The 21,101-nt window shown below is 63.8% G+C and carries 12 protein-coding genes; 3 read left to right on the plus strand and 9 right to left on the minus strand.

All coding sequences use genetic code 11. The features are described 5' to 3' along the window. Nucleotides 1-22: 22 nt before the first annotated feature. Together U4012_RS09580 and U4012_RS09585 are read right to left on the minus strand one after the other, a co-directional pair. The gene (locus U4012_RS09580) at nucleotides 23-1,381 is read right to left on the minus strand and encodes an MFS transporter (protein ID WP_321798037.1); all 1,359 of its coding nucleotides are present in this window, start codon (nucleotides 1,379-1,381) and stop codon (nucleotides 23-25) included. Between the two features lie 381 nt (nucleotides 1,382-1,762). Further along, complete coding sequence (locus tag U4012_RS09585; RefSeq protein ID WP_321798039.1) at nucleotides 1,763-3,514, minus strand: IlvD/Edd family dehydratase; 1,752 nt, start codon at nucleotides 3,512-3,514, stop codon at nucleotides 1,763-1,765. 114 nt (nucleotides 3,515-3,628) lie between these two features. On the opposite strand from U4012_RS09585, the gene U4012_RS09590 reads away from it, so the two are divergent. After that, entirely contained in the window at nucleotides 3,629-4,579 is a 951-nt protein-coding gene (locus tag U4012_RS09590; RefSeq protein WP_044847384.1) for a LysR substrate-binding domain-containing protein, read from the plus strand. A gap of 165 nt (nucleotides 4,580-4,744) precedes the next feature. Here the strand turns inward: U4012_RS09590 and U4012_RS09595 are convergent, their stop codons facing one another. The 5 genes from U4012_RS09595 to U4012_RS09615 all read right to left on the minus strand — a co-directional run bounded on the left by U4012_RS09595 (nucleotide 4,745) and on the right by U4012_RS09615 (nucleotide 17,747). After that, a complete protein-coding gene (locus U4012_RS09595) occupies nucleotides 4,745-6,481 on the minus strand; it encodes a ShlB/FhaC/HecB family hemolysin secretion/activation protein (RefSeq protein ID WP_321798042.1) in 1,737 nt (578 codons plus the stop codon). Nucleotides 6,482-6,984: 503 nt separating this feature from the next. After that, nucleotides 6,985-7,248, minus strand: a complete 264-nt coding sequence (locus U4012_RS09600) for a hypothetical protein (RefSeq protein ID WP_321798044.1) — start codon at nucleotides 7,246-7,248, stop codon at nucleotides 6,985-6,987. 206 nt (nucleotides 7,249-7,454) lie between these two features. Continuing rightward, nucleotides 7,455-7,721 (minus strand): hypothetical protein, encoded by a 267-nt coding sequence (locus tag U4012_RS09605; RefSeq protein WP_321798046.1) that lies wholly within the window; start codon nucleotides 7,719-7,721, stop codon nucleotides 7,455-7,457. Continuing rightward, on the minus strand, nucleotides 7,718-16,858 hold the full coding sequence (locus U4012_RS09610) for a hemagglutinin repeat-containing protein (RefSeq protein ID WP_321798048.1): 9,141 nt from the start codon (nucleotides 16,856-16,858) through the stop codon (nucleotides 7,718-7,720). Before U4012_RS09610 ends, U4012_RS09605 begins: the two co-directional genes overlap by 4 nt. A gap of 412 nt (nucleotides 16,859-17,270) precedes the next feature. Beyond that, nucleotides 17,271-17,747 (minus strand): OsmC family protein, encoded by a 477-nt coding sequence (locus U4012_RS09615; protein ID WP_124485997.1) that lies wholly within the window; start codon nucleotides 17,745-17,747, stop codon nucleotides 17,271-17,273. Nucleotides 17,748-17,841: 94 nt separating this feature from the next. Between U4012_RS09615 and U4012_RS09620 the strand changes: the two genes are divergently transcribed. Next, a complete protein-coding gene (locus U4012_RS09620; protein ID WP_044847388.1) occupies nucleotides 17,842-18,498 on the plus strand; it encodes a GntR family transcriptional regulator in 657 nt (218 codons plus the stop codon). A gap of 54 nt (nucleotides 18,499-18,552) precedes the next feature. Here the strand turns inward: U4012_RS09620 and U4012_RS09625 are convergent, their stop codons facing one another. Both U4012_RS09625 and U4012_RS09630 read right to left on the minus strand, forming a co-directional pair. Beyond that, nucleotides 18,553-18,693, minus strand: a complete 141-nt coding sequence (locus U4012_RS09625; protein WP_321798052.1) for a hypothetical protein — start codon at nucleotides 18,691-18,693, stop codon at nucleotides 18,553-18,555. Nucleotides 18,694-18,701: 8 nt separating this feature from the next. Then, nucleotides 18,702-19,760, minus strand: a complete 1,059-nt coding sequence (locus U4012_RS09630; RefSeq protein WP_321798055.1) for a LacI family DNA-binding transcriptional regulator — start codon at nucleotides 19,758-19,760, stop codon at nucleotides 18,702-18,704. A 190-nt stretch (nucleotides 19,761-19,950) separates the two neighbouring features. Here U4012_RS09630 and U4012_RS09635 point away from each other — a divergent pair, with 190 nt between their 5' ends. Beyond that, a complete protein-coding gene (locus tag U4012_RS09635) occupies nucleotides 19,951-21,099 on the plus strand; it encodes a sn-glycerol-3-phosphate ABC transporter ATP-binding protein UgpC (protein WP_321798057.1) in 1,149 nt (382 codons plus the stop codon). The last annotated feature ends 2 nt before the right edge of the window (nucleotides 21,100-21,101 follow it).

The raw sequence follows: 21,101 nt of genomic DNA on the forward strand, positions 1-21,101 counted from the left end.
GTTCAGCCGGAAAACACGGGGTTCAGGATTCGCCGGCGAATGTGCCCGCGGCCGGCTCGGGCGCGCGCAGCGCGGCGCGCACCACGAACGTCATCAGCACCGCGAACAGCAACGTCGCTGCGAGGAAGTACAGGCCGGCCGCGAGGCTGCCGGTCGACGCCTTGATCAGGCCGATGCCGTACGGCCCCAGGTAGCCGCCGAGATTCGCGAGCGAATTGATCGCGGCGATGCCGACCGCCGCGCTCGTGCCGGTGAGGAATTCGCCGGGCAGCGCCCATACGACGGCCTGGATCGAATACAGCGAGAACGCGGTCAGGCAGATGAACAGGAACTGCAGCGCCGGTTCGCGCACCCACGCGCTCGCGGCCATCGTCACGGCGGCGGCCGCCGACACGACGACGATGTGCCAGTAACGCTCGCGCTTGCGATCCGAATGACGCGGCACGACGAGCAGGCCGACCACCGCGAACAGGTACGGCACCGCGGACAGCATCCCCGTCGCCGCATCGCCGGTGCCGAACGCGTGGATGATCGTCGGCAGCCACAGCGACAGCCCGTAGATGCACAGCGGAAACGGCAGGAACAGCGCGGCGAGCAGCAGTACGCGGCGGTCGCGCAACGCGGCCAGCGGATTGCCGTGCGAATCGGGGCGATACGTGTCGCGATCGGCGGCGAGCTGCCGCGCGATCCAGCGGCGCTCGTCGTCGTTCAGCCAGCGCGCATGCACGGGCGATTCAGGCAGCAGCCGCAGCGTGGGCCACGCGAGCAGCACGGCCGGCAGGCCGCTGACGACGAACAGCGTCTGCCAGTCCGACAGGCCGAACAGCCCGTGCGTCGACAGCAGCCAACCGGCGAGCGGGCCCGTCACGATGCCGGCGAGCGGCTGCGCAAGGACGAGCAGGCCGATCACGCGGGCACGGTCGCGCATCGGGAACCATTGTGTGAGGAAGTACAGGATGCCGGGATAGAGGCCGGCTTCCGCCGCGCCGAGCAGGAAGCGCAGCACGTAGAAGCTGGTCGGTCCCTGTACCAGCGCCATCGCCATCGTGATCACGCCCCACGTCGCGAGGATGCGTGCGAACCAGACGCGCGCGCCGAAGCGTCCGAGCGCGAGGTTGCTCGGCACCTCGCACAGGAAGTAGCCGATGAAGAACAGTCCGGCGCCGAGTCCGTATGCGGCATCGCCGAGGCCGATCGCCGCGTTCATGTGCAGCTTCGCGAAGCCGACGACGGTACGGTCGACGTAGGCGACCACGTAGATCAGCGCGAGAAACGGCACGAGCTTGCGCGTGAGCAGGCGGGTCAGTTGCCGTTCGTCGACGGCTGTCGGCGAATCGGACTGGTCCGCCACGGCGTGCGCGGGGGGGTACTGCGTCGTCATCTTGTCTCCTGTCGGCCACCGTTAGCGCTTTAGCGCTTACGTACGCCCCATGCTTTGCGGTCGGCCACCGTTGGCGCTTTAGCGCTTACGTACGCCCCATGCTTTGCGGTCGGTCACCGTTAGCGCTTTAGCGCTTACGGGGGTCCCATGCTTCGCGGTCGGCGTACGTCGGCGCTTTAGCGCTTACGTACGCCCCATGCTTCGCGGTCGGCCTACGTTGGCGCTTTAGCGCTTGCGTACGCCCCATGCTTTGCGGTCGGCCCGCATTAGCGCTTTAGTGCTTGCGTGCCCCCCATGCTTCGCGCTCGGCCACGGCCGGCGCGTCAACTCGTTTCCCTCAGGCCCCGCCACAATCCGCGTCCCTGCACGGCTATGCGCCGCTCAATGCGAATGGCTCGGCACGTCCGCCCCGCGCGTGCCGACCAGGAAGTCGAGGTCGCACCCCTCGTCGGCCTGCAGCACGTGATCGATATACAGCCGCGCATAGCCGCCCTTGCCGAGCTGCCCGGCCACGCCCGGCGCTGCGGTCGGATCGACGTCCGACAGGCGCCGCTGCAGTTCGTCATCCGAAATGTCCAGATGCAGCGTGCCGGCCTCGCAGTCGAGCTCGATCCAGTCGCCGTTGCGCACCGCGGCGAGCGGGCCGCCCGCGGCCGCTTCCGGCGCGACGTGCAGCACGACCGTGCCGTATGCGGTGCCGCTCATCCGCGCATCCGAGATCCGCACCATGTCCTTCACGCCCTGGCGCAGCAGCTTCGGCGGCAACCCCATGTTGCCGACCTCGGCCATCCCCGGATAACCGCGCGGCCCGCAGTTCTTCAGCACCAGCACCGAGTTCGCGTCGACGTCGAGCGCTTCGTCGTTGATCGTCGCCTTGTAGTGATTGAGGTTCTCGAACACCACCGCGCGGCCGCGATGCTTCAGCAGCTCGGGGCTCGCCGCCGACGGCTTCAGCACCGCGCCGCGCGGCGCGAGATTGCCGCGCAGGATGCAGATCCCGCCGTCGGCGATCAGCGGCCGGTCGAGCGGGCGGATCACCTCGTCGTCGTAGTTCGGCGCTTCGCGCACGTTGTCCCACAGCGACTTGCCGTTGACCGTCAGCGCGTCCGGGTGCGGCAGCAGCCCGCCTTCGCCGAGCCGGCGCAGCACGGCCGGCAGCCCGCCCGCGTAATAGAACTCCTCCATCAGGAAGCGCCCCGACGGCATCAGGTCGACGATCGTCGGCGTGTCGCGGCCGATGCGCATCCAGTCCTCGAGTTCGAGCGGCACGCCGATGCGGCCCGCGATCGCCTTCAGGTGGATCACCGCGTTGGTCGAGCCGCCGATCGCCGCGTTCGCGCGGATCGCGTTCTCGAATGCGGCGCGCGTCAGGACCTTCGACAGCACGAGCCCTTCGAGCGCCATCTCGACGATGCGGATGCCCGACATGTGCGCGAGCACATAGCGGCGCGAATCGACCGCCGGAATCGCCGCGTTGTGCGGCAGCGCGACGCCGAGCGCCTCGGCCATGCACGCCATCGTCGACGCGGTGCCCATCGTGTTGCAGGTGCCGGCAGAGCGCGACATGCCGGCCTCGGCCGACAGGAAGTGGTGCAGGTCGATCTCGCCCGCCTTCAGCGCTTCATGCAGCTGCCACACGGCCGTGCCCGAGCCGATGTTCTTGCCTTCGAGCTTGCCGTTCAGCATCGGCCCGCCCGACACGACGATCGCCGGCACGTCGCAGCTCGCCGCGCCCATCAGCAGCGCGGGGGTCGTCTTGTCGCAGCCGGCGAGCAGCACGACCGCGTCGATCGGGTTGCCGCGGATCGCTTCCTCGACGTCCATCGACGCCAGGTTGCGCGTGAGCATCGCCGACGGCCGCAGGTTCGATTCGCCGTTCGAGAACACCGGGAACTCGACCGGGAACCCGCCCGCCTCGGAGATCCCGCGCTTCACGTGCTCCGCGAGCTTGCGGAAGTGCGCGTTGCACGGCGTCAGTTCGGACCACGTGTTGCAGATGCCGATGATCGGCCGGCCGTCGAACTCGTGATCGGGGATGCCCTGGTTCTTCATCCAGCTCCGGTACATGAAGCCGTTCTTGTCGTTGGTGCCGAACCATTGGGTGGAGCGCAGCCTGGGTTTCGTTGCCGACATCGTCAGTCCTGTGGTGACGGGATACCGGCGGAGTCTAGGCAGAATTTTGATAACTGGCTAATGACGTTTTAGGCGATTACGATATCGATTCCGATATCGATATAAACCCGTACGATGCCCGAAGCCAGCCCGTGGGGAAACCGCAGCCGCCTGAAGACCCGCCAGCTCCTGCTGGTCGTCGCGCTCGCCGACGAAGGCAGCATCCACCGCGCGGCGGCCGCGCTGAGCATGACGCAGCCGGCCGCGTCGAAGCTGCTGCGCGAGCTCGAGGAATCGATCGGCGCGGTGCTGTTCGAGCGGCTGCCGCGCGGGATGCGGCCGACGCTGTACGGCGATGCGCTGATCCGCCACGCGCGCGCGGCGCTCGGCAGCCTCGACCAGGCGCGCGAGGAGCTGGCCGCGCTGAAGGCCGGCCATCTCGGGCATGTGGCGGTGGGCGCGATCACGTCGCCGGGGCTGCGGCTCGTGCCGCCGGCCGTCGCGGCCGTCAAGGGGACGCATGCGAACGTGCGCGTGTCTGTGACAATCGACACGAGCAACGTGCTGCTCGAACACCTTGCGCAGGACAAGCTCGACATCGTGCTCGGCCGGCTGTCCGCCGAACACGACAAGCTGCACCTGCGCTACGAGCCGCTGACCGGCGAGCCGGTCGCCGCGGTCGTGCGGCCGGGCCATCCGCTGCTCGCGCAGGCGCCGCTGTCGCTCGCCGACGTGCAGCGCGCCGCGTGGGTCATGCCGCCGGCCGGCAGCGTGCTGCGTCACCGCTTCGAGCTGGTGTTCCAGCGCGCGAGCCTCGCGCCGCCCGCGAACGTGGTCGAGACGGCCGCGCTGCTGTTCATCACGCAGCTGATCGAGCAGAGCGACATGATCGCGGTGCTCGCGGAGGACGTCGCGCTGTACTACGCGCGCCACGGGATCGTCACGGTGCTGCCGCTGGAGATGGATTGCCGGATGGACGATTTCGGGATCATCACGCGCACGGACCGGCTGCCGTCGCCGGCTGTCGAGGTGATGGCCGATGCGATTCGGGCGGCGGCTCGGGAGGTGTACGGGGTCGTGTTGTGAGGCGGGGGCAGGGTTCGCCGCCGCGGCTTGGATCACCGGGGCGCCGGTCGTGGCTCTCCGGCAATAGCGCCACGAGCTAGGCGATCAGCAAAGCCGTCAGTTCTCGATCCTCGCCGGCGTCGTCGCCGACTACGCCAGGCCGAGTGGCAGATTGTGCGCGCTTCATCAGAACTGTGCGGTGACCTGAAAACCAACCGTCACGCGTGCCGTAGGAAACCCGGACGGTTTGTAGATCGGCGTGCCGGCAAACAGGTCGTAACCGTAGGCGCCCAGTCGAGTCGCGACGCTGCCCTTCACGCCGATGACTGCACCCGCCAGTTGCGTGCCGACGAGCGTGACCGGCTGGGGGCCCCATACGCGGCCGTAGTCGATGCCCGCATACACCGCCCGCCCGGTCTGGCCGATCGGCGCCTGCAGTTCGTTGCGCCAGTAGAAGCCACGGGAGGCGGCCAGCATCGTCTCCCCGTCGAATCCGCGTACGGTGTAACGGCTGCCGATCGTCAGGTCGTCGATGTAGTACAGCGTGTTGCCCGTGTACTGCCCGTGGAACGTCGTCACGTAGCGGAACGGCTGCTGCGCGATGGTGAACGGCACCGACAGATTCGCGTCGAGCACGGCCATTTTGTAGCGGTAGGTCGGGCCGCCGTCCGCCGCAAGGCTGTCGTCCTGCGCGCCGAACGCACCGATGCCCTGCCGGTACGCGAGCGTCCCGTCGAACTGCGCATTGCCGAAATAATGGCGATCGGTCAGCCCGAATTCGACGAACGTGTTGTTGCGGCGCTGCTGCGGAATTTCGGTGTCCTCGATGAAGCTCTGGCTGAAGCGGCGCGACAAGCGGAACTGCGCGCCGAACACATCGTTCTGGCCACGCGACAGCACGCGGTTCAGCTTGAAATCAACCGTCTTCGAATTGCCGCTCGCGATGAACGTCTGGTTCACGCCGGCGATTTGCTGGTAGTACGTGTTGGTGTACGCCGATAGTGTGGCGGTCCAATAGCCCCACGGGATCGAGTAGAAGCCGTTCCAGCCGTGTGAGCCGAGACGCTTGTCGCCGAATTCGAGATCCTGGCTCACGCCGATGTTGAAGATGTCGTTCAGGCCAAGGGGATTGTCGATACCGAGCGACAGGTTGCCCTGGAGGCGGCCCGTCGCGCGCGTGCCCGAGTTGTCGATCGAAGCGACGACCGTCCACGGTTTGCCGTGCTTTACGTCGAGCACCACGTCGCTTTCGCCGGGCACGTCGGCCGGCACGATCTGCATCGATACGTCCTGGCTCGTCACGCGCTTCATCTGCTCGAGGCCCTGCTCAAGGTCGCGCAGGTTCAGCAGTTCGCCATCGTGAGTCGGGAAGGCGGTTTTCCATGTGCCGCGGAGTTTTTCGTCGGCAAAACGCACGTGGCGGATTACGCCGGGGATCAGCGAAAACTTGAGGGTGCCGGTCGACAGATCCTGTTCGGGCACAAGCACGCGCGTGGTGACATACCCGCGCGCAAGGATCGCTTGCGACAGGCCCTTGACGAGCATGTCGAGACCCTGTTTGCCGACGCACTGGCCCGAGTAGTGCCCAAGCCATTCACGCGCGAATGCGAAGCGGTCCATCGGCAATGCCGATGCGCCTTGCGATTTAAGGGAAGCGGGCAGTGCATCGGGTACGTCGAGTATGAAACGCTCGATCCGAAAGCAGGGTGATTCGGTAGGGAGCGTTGGGTACTCGGCGCTCGCCGCCACTTCCGATCGCACCCCAGGCGCGGAGACTGCTCGTTCGCGTTCGCGCGCCTCTTCGTGCTGTCGGGTTTGTTGGTCGTTGCCCGGAATGATCAGGCGGGGGGCCTCCTGGGCCGACACGCTGGTCGCGATAAGCAGTAGTGCTGCTGCAGAATTACCCCAGCGAATTGCTCTCATATTTTTTAGAATTTAATTTTTTAATACGATTTCTATCGGAATCGCCTGAATGCCACAAACACCCATCTGATAACCTCAATGGATATTGCAAAACAAAATGCCCAGCCAAATACCGTCAAGATGGCGCCATGATTTGCCGCCTGTCTGGGGGAAAGGGGGGCTATATTCCAATGTTTCGCCCCCCAATCGATCGCCATCGGGAGGCACTTTATTGCAAAATAAGCAATGACCATTCCAACAACTCGGATACAGGTTCCTTTCCAATCTTGGTCGGATATCAATTGATCAATTCGAGATTGTTTCATTTTTACGCCGGTTTAGCTGGTACAAGTGATGACGTCCCTGCGGCGACGTCCCCTGACCAAGCACCGACAAGCCCGGGAACTGGATTCGCGACCTTAGGTTGCAAGAAAGCTCGCATTGTTGGATTCAAATTTTCATACACAAGTGGCATTCCCACAAAACAACCACCAACCGCACCAATTGTCTGAATGACCCTCACATCAAGAACGACCATCTTCCTTATATGTTTGTTTTGCCTTGCGCCAAACCGAATTACCAAATGGTTTAATTTTCAGCATGTGGGCGCGGCTGAAAAACCCGCCGACAAGAGCCAAGCCAAATCCGATCAACGCAACCACTCCACCAGTGAGCGTTGGGGGGATCAATTTGAAGGCAAAAAACATTAGCGCGAAGCCAACAACAATAAATAACAACCGCACCCAATCAGAAAAATTACCATCCTCGACTATCTTGATTTTTCGCACTTTTACCTCCATTCCCAGAGATACTACTTGCTACAGACTGCCAATAGGAACTTATCCTTGTCCACGTAGTCTCGCGATCCGGCACGGCACCGCTTCGCCAGCCGCACTGGCCGCGGCCATCGCGCCTGCCCCGGAGAATAGTTCTCATGTGTTTTTCTAGATATCTGATCGTTGGCGACAGTTCAGTCGAGCATGTTATCGGCGCATCACTTCTTGTCCGGTTCGTCGGCCTTCACTTCGTAGCTCGCTCGCGCCCTTTTATAACTGTTATCAAAAGGCTTGATCTTCAGCATATGCGCTCGACTGGAAATGCCTCCAATGGCCATCATCGCAAAGCCAAAGATGAATGCCGCAGCCCTGATCCATCGGGGCATTTGGTCAAGTCCAAGCCCGCCCGCAGCCAAGGCTAAACCAATCAAAAAAAGGACAACTCTAAGCCGCCCTGAGAAATTACCGTCTTCGATGAGTCTCATTTCTTTCCCTTGTCGGCACTCGGACCGAAAATCGAATTCAACTGCTGGCCAACCCAGTTGCCAATCGTCGTTGAGAATGGCTGCTTTTTTATGACTTCGGATGTGCCATTGATGACCAGCGACGCGATAGGAATTTTGTCTCCAACCACTTGACCACCCAGTGCCAAAGCACCTTCGTAAGTGTATTGACCTGCATTGGGACTTACCAGTTGGGACACGGCGTCAGCTCCGATACCCACGACCGTCGCTCCGTAGGCAATTGTTCCAAACGCTGGAGCAAAGGGTGACGGCACGGCAACCCCCGTTGCCGCAGTCGACGAAATCCACCCTGCGGTATTCGACACCATCGAGGCCGTATCCGCAGTCGTGCTCTTCACATAGTTCGCATCCGATTGGTCGAACTTCGTAAACGGTCCCGTCAGATTGAACCCCGACCCGCCGCCTGTAGAACGATCATAGTTAAACTGGCTCGGTACCTGAGCAGGCGCAGCCGAGTTCGCGTTTGCCACGATGTATGCCTGCAGATCCGAATTCACCTGTGCTGTCGCCTGGGTCAGAATTGGTTTCCCGTCGGCTGTCGAACCCGCATAAATCCATTTGGCCCCGGAGTCCGTCGGCTCTTGCCCCACCAGCGTCTCCGGCGCACCTGATTGATGCTTGCCATTAACAGACACACCCATGACTCTCATCTGATCTTCAATCTGCGCTTGGGTATATTTACCTTTGCTCTTCTCTGCTAGCTGCTTCGCGAGCGTCTTTTCTTCAGGATGCAGCTGCCGGTTAAACCGATCCACGTTGTATGCCGAGAACGCTCCCGATTCCCCGCCGAGGGCCGCACCAGCCCCTGTCGCAAGCACATTCGCCACGATATTGCCCAGTGCCTGATTCATATTGACGTTACCGGTCGGATCGCTGCCTGCGATCGCACTACTCAGCTCATTCAGCTTGCCCGACGCGATCGAGGCAATCGCCGCACCAGCGGCACCACCGACCGCATTTCCGCCCGCCAACCCCGTTACCAACGCCGCACCGGCACCTTGCATCAATGCACGGTTCGCTCCGCCCTCCTTCCAAGCGTCGACACCGGCCTGATCACCGTTCGCGGCGGCGTCTTTCATCATCTTGTCCGCGTAGTCCCCGATCCGGCGCGACACCGCTTCGCCAGCCGCACTGGCCGCAGCCATCATGTCCGCTTGATTGCTCAAGAGATTTTGCATGTCGGGGAGTTTGGCGACCGTACCGTTCGTATTCGTCGTATCGCGGTTCAAGCTCGCCACGTCCTGCTTCTGGTTTGCCGCATCCGTAATCGTGACGGTCCCCGCGCTTACGCCGCTCTTCGTCGTTGCACTATCACTGCCGCTGTCGCTCTGTCCGAGCATGGGCGCGGCGCCGCCAGCGTTCTTCCCCGACGCGCTACCATGCGTGCTGTAATTCATCCCGCCATCGCCGGTCGTCGCGCCTGCGCTGAAGCCGCTTGAACTCGCATCGTAGTGCGACTGATTCTGAATGTCCGAGAAGGACAGCGAACCCGTCGTCAGCGTGCTCTTCGACGCATCCGCTTCACTCGCGATTAGCCCGCCCTTCAGGTCGGTATTGCCGGTGACGTTGATATTGAAGCCGCCATCGCCCGCGTGAATTCCGGCTTGCTCGTTGACGCCCGCAAAACTGCCCGTGGCATTGCCCTTGCTCTGGCTGAAGCTCGCACTGGCGCCGCCTTGACTGATGCTGAATCCGCCACCCGAACTCGACTGATGCGCCGCGCTCGTCAGCGTATCCTGCACGCTGACGATGTTCAGATTCCCGCCCACATCGGCATTCACCTGATTGCCCTTCACGTTCGAGCCGATGATGTTCGTGTCGCCGCCCGAGATGATCGTCACGCCGTTTGCTGCATTCACGTGACTGCTGTTCTGCGTGGCCAGATCGCTGTTGCCGTCGCCGTTGGCCTTCGACATCGCCGCCGAAATACCAAAGCCGCCAGTGCCGACCGACACGCCCAAGCTCGCGCTCTTCGATTCGTTCGTGCTGCGCGTCGAATCGGTGTCCGTTGTATTGACGATATTGACCTGATTCTTCGCTGCCAGAATCACATCGTTTGCGTTCACGTTCGAGCCGGCGATCGTCACATTGCCACTGCCTGACTGACCATTGCCGGTCGCCGCGAACGCAGCTGTTCCGCCCGCGGTGACGCTGGAGCCACGATTCGTCACACTGTCCTCAGTGAATGCGCTCTCGCTGTGGCTACTGCCGACGCTGACTTCGACTTTGAACTGCGGCGTTTCGCCCGCCCCCAGCGCCCGGACCACATCGCCCGCGGCCACGTTTGCATCCCACGCCGCGCTTGCCGCTGCCATCCCGTGCAACGCTGCCGCACGACCATCCTGGCTATTGCCGGCCGCACGCGATTGCCCCACGGCATTCGACACCGCGTCGATCACCGGCGCCTTCAACGCCAGCGTCAAGCCACTCTTCGATGCTTCCTGCGTCTCGCCGCGGTGATGCGTATCCTGCGCCGAGTCGATCGTCACGTTCGCACCTGTGCCGCTGAGGTTCTGCGCGGCAATCAGGTCGCTTGCCGTTACGTGCAGGTCGTTCCCGGCCGTGATGCCGACGTTGCCCTTCAGCGAGCCGATCGTACTGCCGTTGTTCGATACCTCGTTCGTCTGACTGGTCGTCTTCAGCGAGCTACTGCCGACCGACACAGACAGGCCACCACCCGACATCAGCCCCGATTCCTCCTTGTTGTAGTAGCTCGACGACTGCAAGGTATCCTGCGACGTCGCAATCGTGACGTTGCGCGCAGCAGTGAGCGCAACATCGTTCGTTCCAACGATGGTACTGCCCTGAACGTTGACGTCCTTCCCGCTGACGATATTCACGCCGTCCGCCGATACGAGACTGGCCTGATTCAACGTCACGGTCTGGTCGATCCCGCTCGCAATCTTCACGCCGCTCACAACATTGCTATGACTATGCGTTTCATGCGAATTGAGTTCGTGCGTCTCGGTTGCTGCGGCGACGTTCACGTTGCCGGCCGCCAGCAGGTTCGCATTACCCTTGTCAAGGCTGATCGCGCTGCCGGAGAGCGTAATGTCGCTGCCCGACACGATATTGACCGTATCACCGCCCTTGAGCGTGCTCCCGGTCAGCGCCTGATCCGACGTATGCAGCGTCTCCGCGTAGCTGCCGTGACTGTCGCTGCCCGAACTGTTGCTGTTCACGGTCGACGTCGCACTCGCCGCGCCGAGCGTCACATTACCCTTGGCGGCAATCGTGCCGCCTTGGCCCAAATCGACCTGTGCCCCCTTAGCGGTCAGGTCTCCGCCAACGCCGATCATCGATTGCCCGCCGACCGCCACCGAGCTGCCGGTGACTTTGTTGATGTCGGTATTCGACACGCCGTTCGCGCGCTGCACGATCTTGTGCTCGCCCGCCTGGACCGCACCGAGATCCCAGTTGCCGCCGACATTCATCCCGAGGTTGCCGCCGACCGACAGGTTGCCCGCGTTCTGCTGGAAGTTACCACCGGTGACGATCGATGCGTCGCCCGCGACATCCAGCTTCGCGGTCGGCCCGAGCGTTGTCACCACGCTCGTCGCGCCGTCGCGGCTCACGCGCGTGTTCGTCTTGGTCGCCGTATCGAGAATCAGGTGCTTCCCGGCATCAAGCTGAAGGCTGCCAGTCTTCACATTCGCCGACGTCAGATCGATGTTGTTCTCGGTCTTCAGCGACATCAGCCCGCCGCTTTGCAGCGCGCCGAACGCGTTGTCGATCTGCTTGCCCTGGATCGCCAGCGTGTTGTCCGCCTTGATCGTTCCGCTATTGGTAAATGACTGCGCGTTCTGGAAATCGATGTTCGTCGCGCTGATCAATGGGCCGTTGATATTCTGCTGGCTGGCCTTGGCGAGATACACGACCGGCACGAGCACCGTCTGACCGTCGACCACGCGCGTTTCCATCATGATCACGTTGCTGGTCAGCTTCGACACCTGATCGGCCGACAGGCTCGCGCCAATTGGCAAATCGAGTGACTTCGAAAAATCCGCGCCCGCTGCCATCAACGATTGGTACATCGTCTGCAGGTCCGCATACGGTCCAAGCACCGCCTTGCCCGTCAGCGCAGTGACTTCGTTGCGCACGAGCTGCTGTTCGTAGAAGCCGTCGCCGAGTCGCTTCGGGATGTGCGTGAGGTCCACACCGAGCTGACCGAAGAAATAGTCACTCGAAATGAAGTTCTTCTGGTTCGTGAAAGCCGGGTTCGTCTCGATCACATAGTTTGCGTTCGGCGCAGCGGTCGGTTTGAACAGCCCTCCCTGCGGAATCGTGAGGTTGTCGAGCACGTTCAGCGCGGTCGCACTCGCGATGATCGGGTTGACCGGCGCAGATGGACCTCCGTGCACCGACGACGCCCCCGATTTCACTCCGCTCGCGTTACCGCTCAAATTGGCCGGCGTAAGACCCGGTACCGACTGCCCCGGCAGCAAACCGAGCGACGGAATCGATGCGTTACCGGCCGTGTTATTGACGCTGACACCTGTACCCGAAATCGTGCCATTCGAACTCATCGTCGAAAAGTAGCCGGGCAGCGTGTAGTCCTTGATCGACGCCGGTGCCGCCTGCGTATAGCCGCCCGGGCGACTACCGACGAACGGCGCATTGCCGAACGGCAATTTCCAGTCGTATTCGCTGTTGTCGTAGTTGTTGTAGTGATATTGCCCCGAGTAGGAAACCGTCACGCCCGGCAGTGTCTGACCGGATGCTGCCCAGCCGTCGGCGTCGTAGTGGGCCGGCATCTTGATGTCGCCGACCGCCGCGAGGTTGCTCCAGTAGTTTTGCAGCGTGCCGACCGACGATGCATCGATCTTGCCGCCCGAAACGATCTGCGCGGCCGGACTGAGGTCCGTCACGGTCGTCGCCGTCGCGCTGTCCGCATAGTACGTCGTGTACTGATACGTGCTGTTCCACTGGCCGCCATGAGGCGGCTCGGTGTAGACGCCGCCGATGCTGTCCGGATCCTTCACGCCAACCTGGCCCGTACGGCCGCTGATCGGAACGCCGAACTGTGCGAGCGATGCCGGATCGATCTGGCTGGTGGAGGTCTTCATCACGCGCCGCGTGCTCGTCACCTTGTCGGCGTGCAGTTCCATGTCTGCGCCGGACTGGATCAGCGCCGATACGTTGTTGACCCGCACCGCATTCGTGTAGTTGCCGCTCGCGTCCTTGCCGCCTGCCAGCACGACCTTGCCCATGCCGAAGATCGCCGTCGTCGCCATCGAATCGGTCGCGGTCGCGTCATCGCGGTTTTCAATGTCGTGCGCGAGGATTTCCAGCGTACCGTTGCTGTCCGATGCACCGATGAGCGCGGTCGGCCCGAGGTTCGAGATCGTATTCGTCGCGTTGAGCGAAACGCTGGCGCCCACGAGCGCACCGGTATTGGTCAGGTTCGTCGATTGCGTGTGCAGCAGGCCGCCGGCCGTCAGGGCACCTACGTTGACGATATTGCTCGCGTTGACGCTCAGGTTGTTGACCGACTGCAGGTTCGCGTTGTTCATGAAGGTGCCCGGCAACGTGAAGCCGAGGTCGTGGCCTACATTGAACTGGGTGTCGGCCGTCGCCGTATAGTCGCCTTGAAGGCTCACGTTGACGTCATGCGTCGCGCTATATGTACCGCCGCCCAGCAGCGTGGCCGCCGCGACCGACAGATCGTGCGTCGAGCTGATCTGGCCATTGGTGTTCGTGATCGCGCCGGTTGTCGTGACGTTCACGTCGCCGTTCGAATTCGTGACGTTGCCGACGATGTTGCCAATGCGGCCGCCGCTGTTGTCCAAGGTGTCGCCTTGAACATGCAGCGATGCGCCGCTGAGCTGACCACCTTGCGTGTTGCTGATCGACGCTGCGCTGACCGTCACATCGCCGTTACCGGTAATCGCGCCCATACCCGCTACACCGCCGGCGTGGCTGTTGGCGATCTGGCTACCGCCTTGCACGGTCATCTTGCCCGCGCCGAGGTCGACAATGGCGCCGTCCGCGTTGTCGATCGAGGCCGATTGAATGGCGAGCGTGCTGGTGTCGCCTGCAACCGATTGCCCCGCCTGGATGTGGCCGCCCCGGTTTGACAAAGCACCGCCGTTCCTCAACGACAGGGACGCATCAGACCGGAGCAGGCCTTGCGCATTGTTCACGTCGCCCGCAATGGTCGCGTTAATGCCGCGCTGCGCGGCGAGGATACCGCTCGCGTTGTTCCAGGAAGCCGCGTTGACGACGGCTTGCCCCTTCGTCACGATGGCGCCCCACGCGTTGTTCAGCGCGCTCGATCCGTTGCCTGGCCCGATCGTCAGCGTACCAGTGCCAGCGTGCGTAATGGTGCCGCCCGTGTTGTTCAACTCGGCAGGGGTGAGCGTCAGGTCCGTGCTGTTGGTCTGAATCACGCCGGCAGCCGAGTTGTCGAGCGTGCCGCTGACGTTCATCCCCATCGCCGACGATCCATACTGCGTGATCGTACCGCCGTGGTTCACGAGGTTCGCTGCCGTCAGCGCAAGCTGATTGGCTTCGAGCTTGCCGCCGCTGTTGTCGAGCGTCGAATCGGCGGTGACTGACAGGTTTGGTGCAACGATCGATCCGCCCTGGTTCGTCATCGAGCCGGTGCGGATCGTCGCGTTCGTGCTGGCGCCGAGCTGACCGCGATCGTTCGACAGTGTGCCGCTGGTGACGCTCAGGTCCGTGTTCGATAACAGCTTGCCATTCGCGTTGTTCAACGTGCCGCCGACGGTTGCCGTCAGTCCGTTCTGCGCGTTGATCGAGCCCGCCGTGTTGTTCAATGTGCCGGTTTGCACGACGACGCGCCCGTTGCTCGCGATCGAACCGCCTACGTTCGACACGGAACCCGAACCGCCTCCGAGCATCAGAGTACCGTTGCCTGCATGCGTGATCGTGCCGCCGTCATTAATGAGCGCGGTGGGGGTGAACGTCAGGTCGGTGCTGTTCGTTTGCAGCGTGCCGCCATTCGAGTTGTCGAGCGTACCCGACACGTTCACGCTCATCGCGCCGGCGCCGGTCTGCGTGATGGTGCCGCCGTGATTCACGAGGTCCGTCGCATTCAGCGACACGTTGTCGGCCTGTACCGTGCCGGCGCTGTTGTCGAGCGTCGTAGCTCTGACCGTGGCCGTATTGGCGACGATCGAACCGCCGTTGTTCGTCAGGCGCGCGCCGGCATCCACCGCGACGTTTTGCGCAGCCTGCAGCGTGCCGCCGCCGTTGTCGACCGACTGTCCCGAAACGTGAAGATTCGTGCTGGATGTGATCGCGCCGCGATTGACAACGTTTGCGCCGCGAACCGAAACATCGCCGTTGCCGCCGATGACACCGCCTTGCGCGCCGTTCGAGGTCATTCCTGCGGCGTTGGTCAATTGGCCGCTCGTCGTCACCGACAAGCCATCGCCGTTGAGCGATGTGATCCGCCCTGCCGTGTTATCCAGTGACGCACCGGACACTGTCATGCCGGCCGCGCTTTGAATCGTGCCCTGGTTGTTCGCGATGGCGCCGCCATGTAGGTCGGCCGTGCTTTCGGAGATCAGTTCACCGGACTGGTTGGCGATCTGGCCTGCCACGTTGACCGACAGCGGACCGTGCGACGAGACCTTGCCGCTTTGATTCGACAGGCTAGCGCCGGTCAATGTCGTGCTGCCGCCGCTCGACAGGCTGCCGTGATCGTTGATCACCGTGCCGGACGCATTCGCCTGAATCGCGCCTTGCGCGCTCGTCGTTGCGTTCGACAAGTTCACGTCGCCGGCCGTCGCGTTCAGCGAGAGATTGCCGTTCGCCGCCGTCCGGGAGCCGGCAAGCGTCACGCTGGCGCCGGTCAGCGATGCGTTGCCGCCCGCGACGTTCTGGCCGATCGCGCTCAGTTGGCCCGATGCTGTCAGGCTCAGGTCACCACTGTGCCCAACGGTGCCGTCGTTGCTTACGCCCGCGCCGAGCGTGCCAGTCGAGTTGACGCTGCCGGCATTCACTGTCGTATTCTGCCGCGCCGCGAGCGTCCCGCTGTTCGTGAGATCGGCGGTTGTGCTGGCCGACAGCGATTGCTGCGCGTACGTCGTGCCGTCGTTCTGTATGCCGCCGGTCGCCGACAGCGCGAGATTGCCGCTCGCGGTCGTCTTGCCTGTGAGTACGAGCCGGCCGTTCGACTGCAGCGTCAAATCGCCCGCCTGCGCCGCGATCGTACCGGCGCTGGCCACCCCTACGCCGTTCTCGTTCGAGGCGAGGAAGATTCGATTGCTGTACATGCCTCCCAACTGGCTTACATCGATGGCAACCGACGACGCGGGACCATCGCCAGCGATCGGCGTCGCGGAAAGCGTGTCGTGATTGATCTGGCTCGCGCCGGCGATCACGTTCAGATTCTTCGCGTAGACCGCTGCGTTCACCTGCACCGCGCGCGCAATCAGATCGACCTGATCGATATTGGCCGCATTCAGGCCTGCACCAGCAACGGTCACGAGGCCGCGATTAACGTTGTAGCCGGCAAGCGACCCATCGGCGCCGTAAAACGGCACGCCGGTTGTCAGGGTCGCGCGACTGGTATTGAGAAAGCCCCCGCCGTCGACGAAGATGCCGGACGGGTTAGCCAGGACCAGTTCTGCACGGGCGCCTGCGATCTCGACTGTCCCACGGATCTGGGACGGATTCGGGCTGTTGACCTGATTGACGATGATCCGCGCGGCCTGCCCGGCTCCGTAGTTCGGGTTGCCGTTGATCCAGCCCGCCTGCTGCGTCTGAACCATCGTGGCCGAGTTGTTCAGGATCGCACCGGCCTTCTGCACATCAAACTGGTTGTAGGTGTTGACCGAGACGCCTGCGCTCGACGGCCGCGCCACGTTGACTTGCGGCAAGCCGTTCGGCGTCTGGATCACCTGTGTGCTGGTGCCGGGCGTCGGGACGATCTGCGCACCGGACAAGGCGGGCAGCATGCCGAGCGCAGCGGCGCCCGCCGCAACGGCGCGCGTGCCGGACGCCGATGAACGCCGTCGTGCACGGGCTTCGCCCGTTGCCGATTTCCGCTCGGCCGTCACCGTCTCTGCAACGGCCACCACAATACCCCGAAGCCTGGAATACACCAGGCGGTGCGTATTCTTGTTCATTCTTCTCGACGCGGCCCGCGTCCGTTCATTGGTTCTTGAACCCGAGCCTACCGAAGCACCAAAAGAACGACTATCAACAATTGCCAAACCGTTGAATTGAAACCACAAATTTCGAATTTCAGACGCGTCTGATTGACACGCATCGCGAGCGCCTCAAATTGATTCAATAAGGAATACGAATAATCAATTCGATCGACTTATCGATTTCCGGATACAAACGAGTATCGGTTTCTCTGAGCGATGAACCGCGAGGATCTCTCGTCATACCTCGCCAGCGAAAACACGTCGCCTAGGCGAGAGCGCGGGTGCAAGCCGCGGCTTCGGCTTCCCGACCTCTGCCAGCACGAAATGGCACGTCACGCTTGCATTGCTTGGGGAATAGAACGCTTCAACGCCCGTTCCCCGACATGCATCACGCTTCCGCGACCTCGATCACCGGCTCGCACCGGATCGGGAAATTCACGGAGTTCGCCACATAGCACTTCGCATGCGCGTCGTGATGCAGCCGCTCGGCGAGCGCACGATCGTCGCCCGCCTGGATCGTCACGCGCGGATGCAGCACGATTTCGGTGAAGCGCCCCGGCCCGGGGCTGTCGAGCATCGTCCCTTCCGCATCGTCCACATACGCCAGCACGCGGATTCCCGCATCGGAACACAGATGCAGATACCAGAGCTTGTGACACGCCGAGGCCGACGCGAGCAGCAAGTCTTCCGGATTCCAGCGCGCCGCATCGCCGCGGAACGCCGCGTCCGACGAGCCCGGAATGTCCGGCTTCGAACCCGCGCGGATCACGTGATCGCGGCCGTATTCGCGATACCCCGACGTGCCGGTTCCCCGGTTGCCGGTCCACTCCACTGCCACGCGGTACTTGTGTTCGCCATGCGCCATCTCGCTCTCCTTCGATATCGGAACGTGAGGTCGTCATTGTGGCACCGGAATACCGTTTGGTATACCATTATTCCAAAATGAGGAGCACAGGAACATGGAAGCCAGACTCGATTCGACGGCGGACGCGGTGGCCGCATCGTTGCGGGAGATGATCATCAACGGCGAGTTGCAGGCAGGCGAGCGGCTCGTCGAGCGCGACCTCGCCGAACGCTTCGGCATCAGCCGGATTCCGATGCGCGAGGCGATCCAGCGCCTCGAACGCGAAGGATTACTGGATATCTTCAGGAATCGCGGCGCGGTCGTGCGGATGCTGAGCGCATCCGACGTGCAGGAGATCTACGACATGCGCACGCTGCTCGAAGGCGACGCGATCTACCGCAGCGTGAAGCGGCTCGACGACGAAACGCTCGCGCGCGCGGAACTCGTGCACCGGCTGCTCGGCGAATCGAACGTGCCGCGCCGGCAAGGCGAGCTGAACCGCGAATTCCATGCGCTGCTGTATTCATGCTGCGGCAACGAGCGGCAGTTGAAAGCGATCGCGGAGCTGCGCAGCCAGGTCGAGCGCTACGAGCGACTGCAGGCGACGTTGCTCGCGGATACGCCGTCATTCCAGGTCGAGCATGAAGAAATCCTGCAAGCGTGCCGCGAACGCAACGCACGTGGCGCGCGCGCGATGACGGTCGCGCACCTCGATTCGGCCCGGCGCATCGTGATGCGGCTCGTCGAGGATGATCTGCGCCTTGGGGCGTGATCGAGCCACTCTTGTGATTCCATCTACCGACCCGCGGCCGGCCTCTACTCAGGCTTAGCCCGTCGGCTTCGGCTTCGGCTTCGGCTTCGGCTTCGGCTTCGGCTTCGGCTTCGGCTTCGGCTTCGGCTTCGGCTTCGGCTTCGGCTTCGGCTTCGGCTTCGGCTTCGGCTTCGGCTTCGGCTTCGGCTTCGGCAAGCATGACACTACGCGACGCGCCCCGTGCAGCCGCCTTCTCCCGCTAAGCCATCGCGCACCGCCCCCGTCGTCCCGCGCACCACCAGCCGCGGCACCGACGCCGTCCGCACGCGCGATGCATCGTCGACCTGACCGCCCGCCTCGCGCAACGCGTTGAGCAGTTCGACCGCGAGCCCCGCGGCCTCGGCGGTCGGAATCGCGACGGTCGTCAACGTAGGACGCGTATCGCTCGCCAGATGAATATCAGTGATGCCGACGATCGACAGATCGTCAGGCACACGCCGGCCGCGATCGGCGGCCGCGTGCAGCGCGCCGATCGCGGGCAGGTCGTTGGTCGCGACCAGCGCGGTCAGCCCGGGATGCGCGTCGAGCAGCCGGCCCGCCGCACGCACACCGCCTTCGATCGAATCGGGCTCGGCCGCGACGATCGACGCGTCGAGCCCCGCTTCGCGCATCACGTCGACGAAGCCGTCGTAGCGCGCCGCCTGCACGCCGCTCGCCGAGCCGCCGACGATCACGCCGATCGTCTTGTGCCCGAGTTCGACCAGATGCCGCGTCGCAATCCGCCCCGCCTCGCGGAAATCCACCGCGACGCACGGCAAGCCTTCAGGCGGCGCATCGGGCCGCTCCCACAGACACAGCACGATCGGCACGCCGCGCCGCGCGACGTCGACCAGATCCGGCAGGTGCAGGTTCGCGTTGGTCACGAGAATCCCCTCGGAAATCGTGCCGGCGATCTGGTCGAGATACGCGCGCCCCTGCAACGGATCTTCGTTCGTATTGCAGACGATCAGGAATTGCCCGTTGCGCCGCACCGCGCGCTCGACCGCGAGCGCGAACTCCGGATAGAACGGGTTCGCGATGCTCGACACCATCAGCGCGACCGTCGGCGCGCGCCCTTCCGCCAGCGCCCGCGCGGCCAGATGCGGCCGGTAGCCGAGCGCCTGCACCGCTTCGAGCACCCGCGCGCGGGTGGCTTCGCCGACCCGGCCGCGGTCGCGCAGCACGTTCGAGACCGTCGCGGCCGTCACGCCGGCGCGACGGGCCACTTCATCCAGTGTCGCCATGATTTGCCCACTATATGAGACGTCGATCCAGTATTTGCTTCGCTCACCGAAGCGGCGCACTATCGCCGCACACCCTGCCGCCCGACCGACGGGCGCGACTCGGCCGCGATCGCGATCGGCTCTTTTTTTGATCGCGTTGCTTAAGCGCTTAAGCATCGACGAAGGCGCATTAGAACATGGAGCGGAGACAATGGCGAGCATCTCGATGCGACGCGTGCAGAAAGCCTATGGCGAGCACGCGCCGGTCATTCGCGACGTCGATCTGGAGATCGGCGCGCACGAGTTCTGCGTGTTCCTCGGCCCGTCCGGCTGCGGCAAGTCGACCCTGCTGCGGATGATCGCGGGCCTCGAGGACCTGAGCGACGGCGAGCTGTCGATCGACGGCCGCCGCGTCGACGACGTGCCGGCCGCCGAGCGCGGCGTCGCGATGGTGTTCCAGAGCTACGCGCTGTTTCCGCACATGACGGTCTACGAGAACATGGCGTTCGGGCTGAAGCTCGCGCGCGTGCCGAAGGCCGAGATCGACCGGAAGGTGCGCGACGCCGCGCGGATCCTGCAGCTCGACACGCTGCTCGAGCGCAAGCCGAAGGCGCTGTCCGGCGGCCAGCGGCAGCGCGTCGCGATCGGCCGCGCGATCGTGCGCGAGCCCGGCGTGTTCCTGTTCGACGAACCGCTGTCGAACCTCGACGCGGCGCTGCGCGGCCAGACCCGCATCGAGATCGCGAAACTGCACCGGCAGTTCGAGCGCGCGAGCGTCGTCTACGTGACGCACGACCAGACCGAAGCGATGACGCTCGCCGACAAGATCGTGTTGCTGCACGCCGGCGCGGACACCGCGCGGCACGGCAGCATCGCGCAGGTCGGCGCGCCGCTCGACCTCTATCACCATCCGGCGAGCCGCTTCGTCGCCGGCTTCATCGGCTCGCCGCGGATGAACTTCCTGCCGGCCGTCGTCACCGCCTGCGACGCGCGGCGCACGATCGTCACCGTCGTGTTGTCCGGCGAAACCTTCACGCTGCCGCGCGACGGTTCCGCGCTCGCGGTCGGCGCGGCCGTCACGCTCGGTATCCGCCCCGAACACCTGACGCTCGGCGCCGCGCACGACGCGACGACGCTTGCGCGCGACGTCGCGCTCGTCGAACGCCTCGGCGAGCAGACCTACGTGCACCTCGACCAGCCCGGCGGCACGCCGCTGATCGCGAAGGTGCCCGGCGACGCCCCGCTGCGCCGCGGCGAACGCGTGCACGCGCATGCGCCGGCCGCCGCCTGCCATCTCTTCACCGAAGACGGCCGCGCGGTGCCCGCGTGCGCCGACCTTCCCGTCCACCACTACGCATAAGG

Source organism: Burkholderia sp. BCC1988 (assembly GCF_905339895.1).
Lineage (GTDB): Bacteria > Pseudomonadota > Gammaproteobacteria > Burkholderiales > Burkholderiaceae > Burkholderia.

Excerpts from the sequence above, each read along its gene's own strand:
- U4012_RS09580 (WP_321798037.1), bottom strand. The coding sequence starts at position 1,381 with ATGACGACGCAGTACCCCCCCGCGCACGCCGTGGCGGACCAGTCCGAT.
- U4012_RS09585 (WP_321798039.1), bottom strand. The coding sequence starts at position 3,514 with ATGTCGGCAACGAAACCCAGGCTGCGCTCCACCCAATGGTTCGGCACC.
- U4012_RS09590 (WP_044847384.1), top strand. The coding sequence starts at position 3,629 with ATGCCCGAAGCCAGCCCGTGGGGAAACCGCAGCCGCCTGAAGACCCGC.
- U4012_RS09595 (WP_321798042.1), bottom strand. The coding sequence starts at position 6,481 with ATGAGAGCAATTCGCTGGGGTAATTCTGCAGCAGCACTACTGCTTATC.
- U4012_RS09605 (WP_321798046.1), bottom strand. The coding sequence starts at position 7,721 with ATGAGACTCATCGAAGACGGTAATTTCTCAGGGCGGCTTAGAGTTGTC.
- U4012_RS09610 (WP_321798048.1), bottom strand. The coding sequence starts at position 16,858 with ATGAACAAGAATACGCACCGCCTGGTGTATTCCAGGCTTCGGGGTATT.
- U4012_RS09615 (WP_124485997.1), bottom strand. The coding sequence starts at position 17,747 with ATGGCGCATGGCGAACACAAGTACCGCGTGGCAGTGGAGTGGACCGGC.
- U4012_RS09620 (WP_044847388.1), top strand. The coding sequence starts at position 17,842 with ATGGAAGCCAGACTCGATTCGACGGCGGACGCGGTGGCCGCATCGTTG.
- U4012_RS09630 (WP_321798055.1), bottom strand. The coding sequence starts at position 19,760 with ATGGCGACACTGGATGAAGTGGCCCGTCGCGCCGGCGTGACGGCCGCG.
- U4012_RS09635 (WP_321798057.1), top strand. The coding sequence starts at position 19,951 with ATGGCGAGCATCTCGATGCGACGCGTGCAGAAAGCCTATGGCGAGCAC.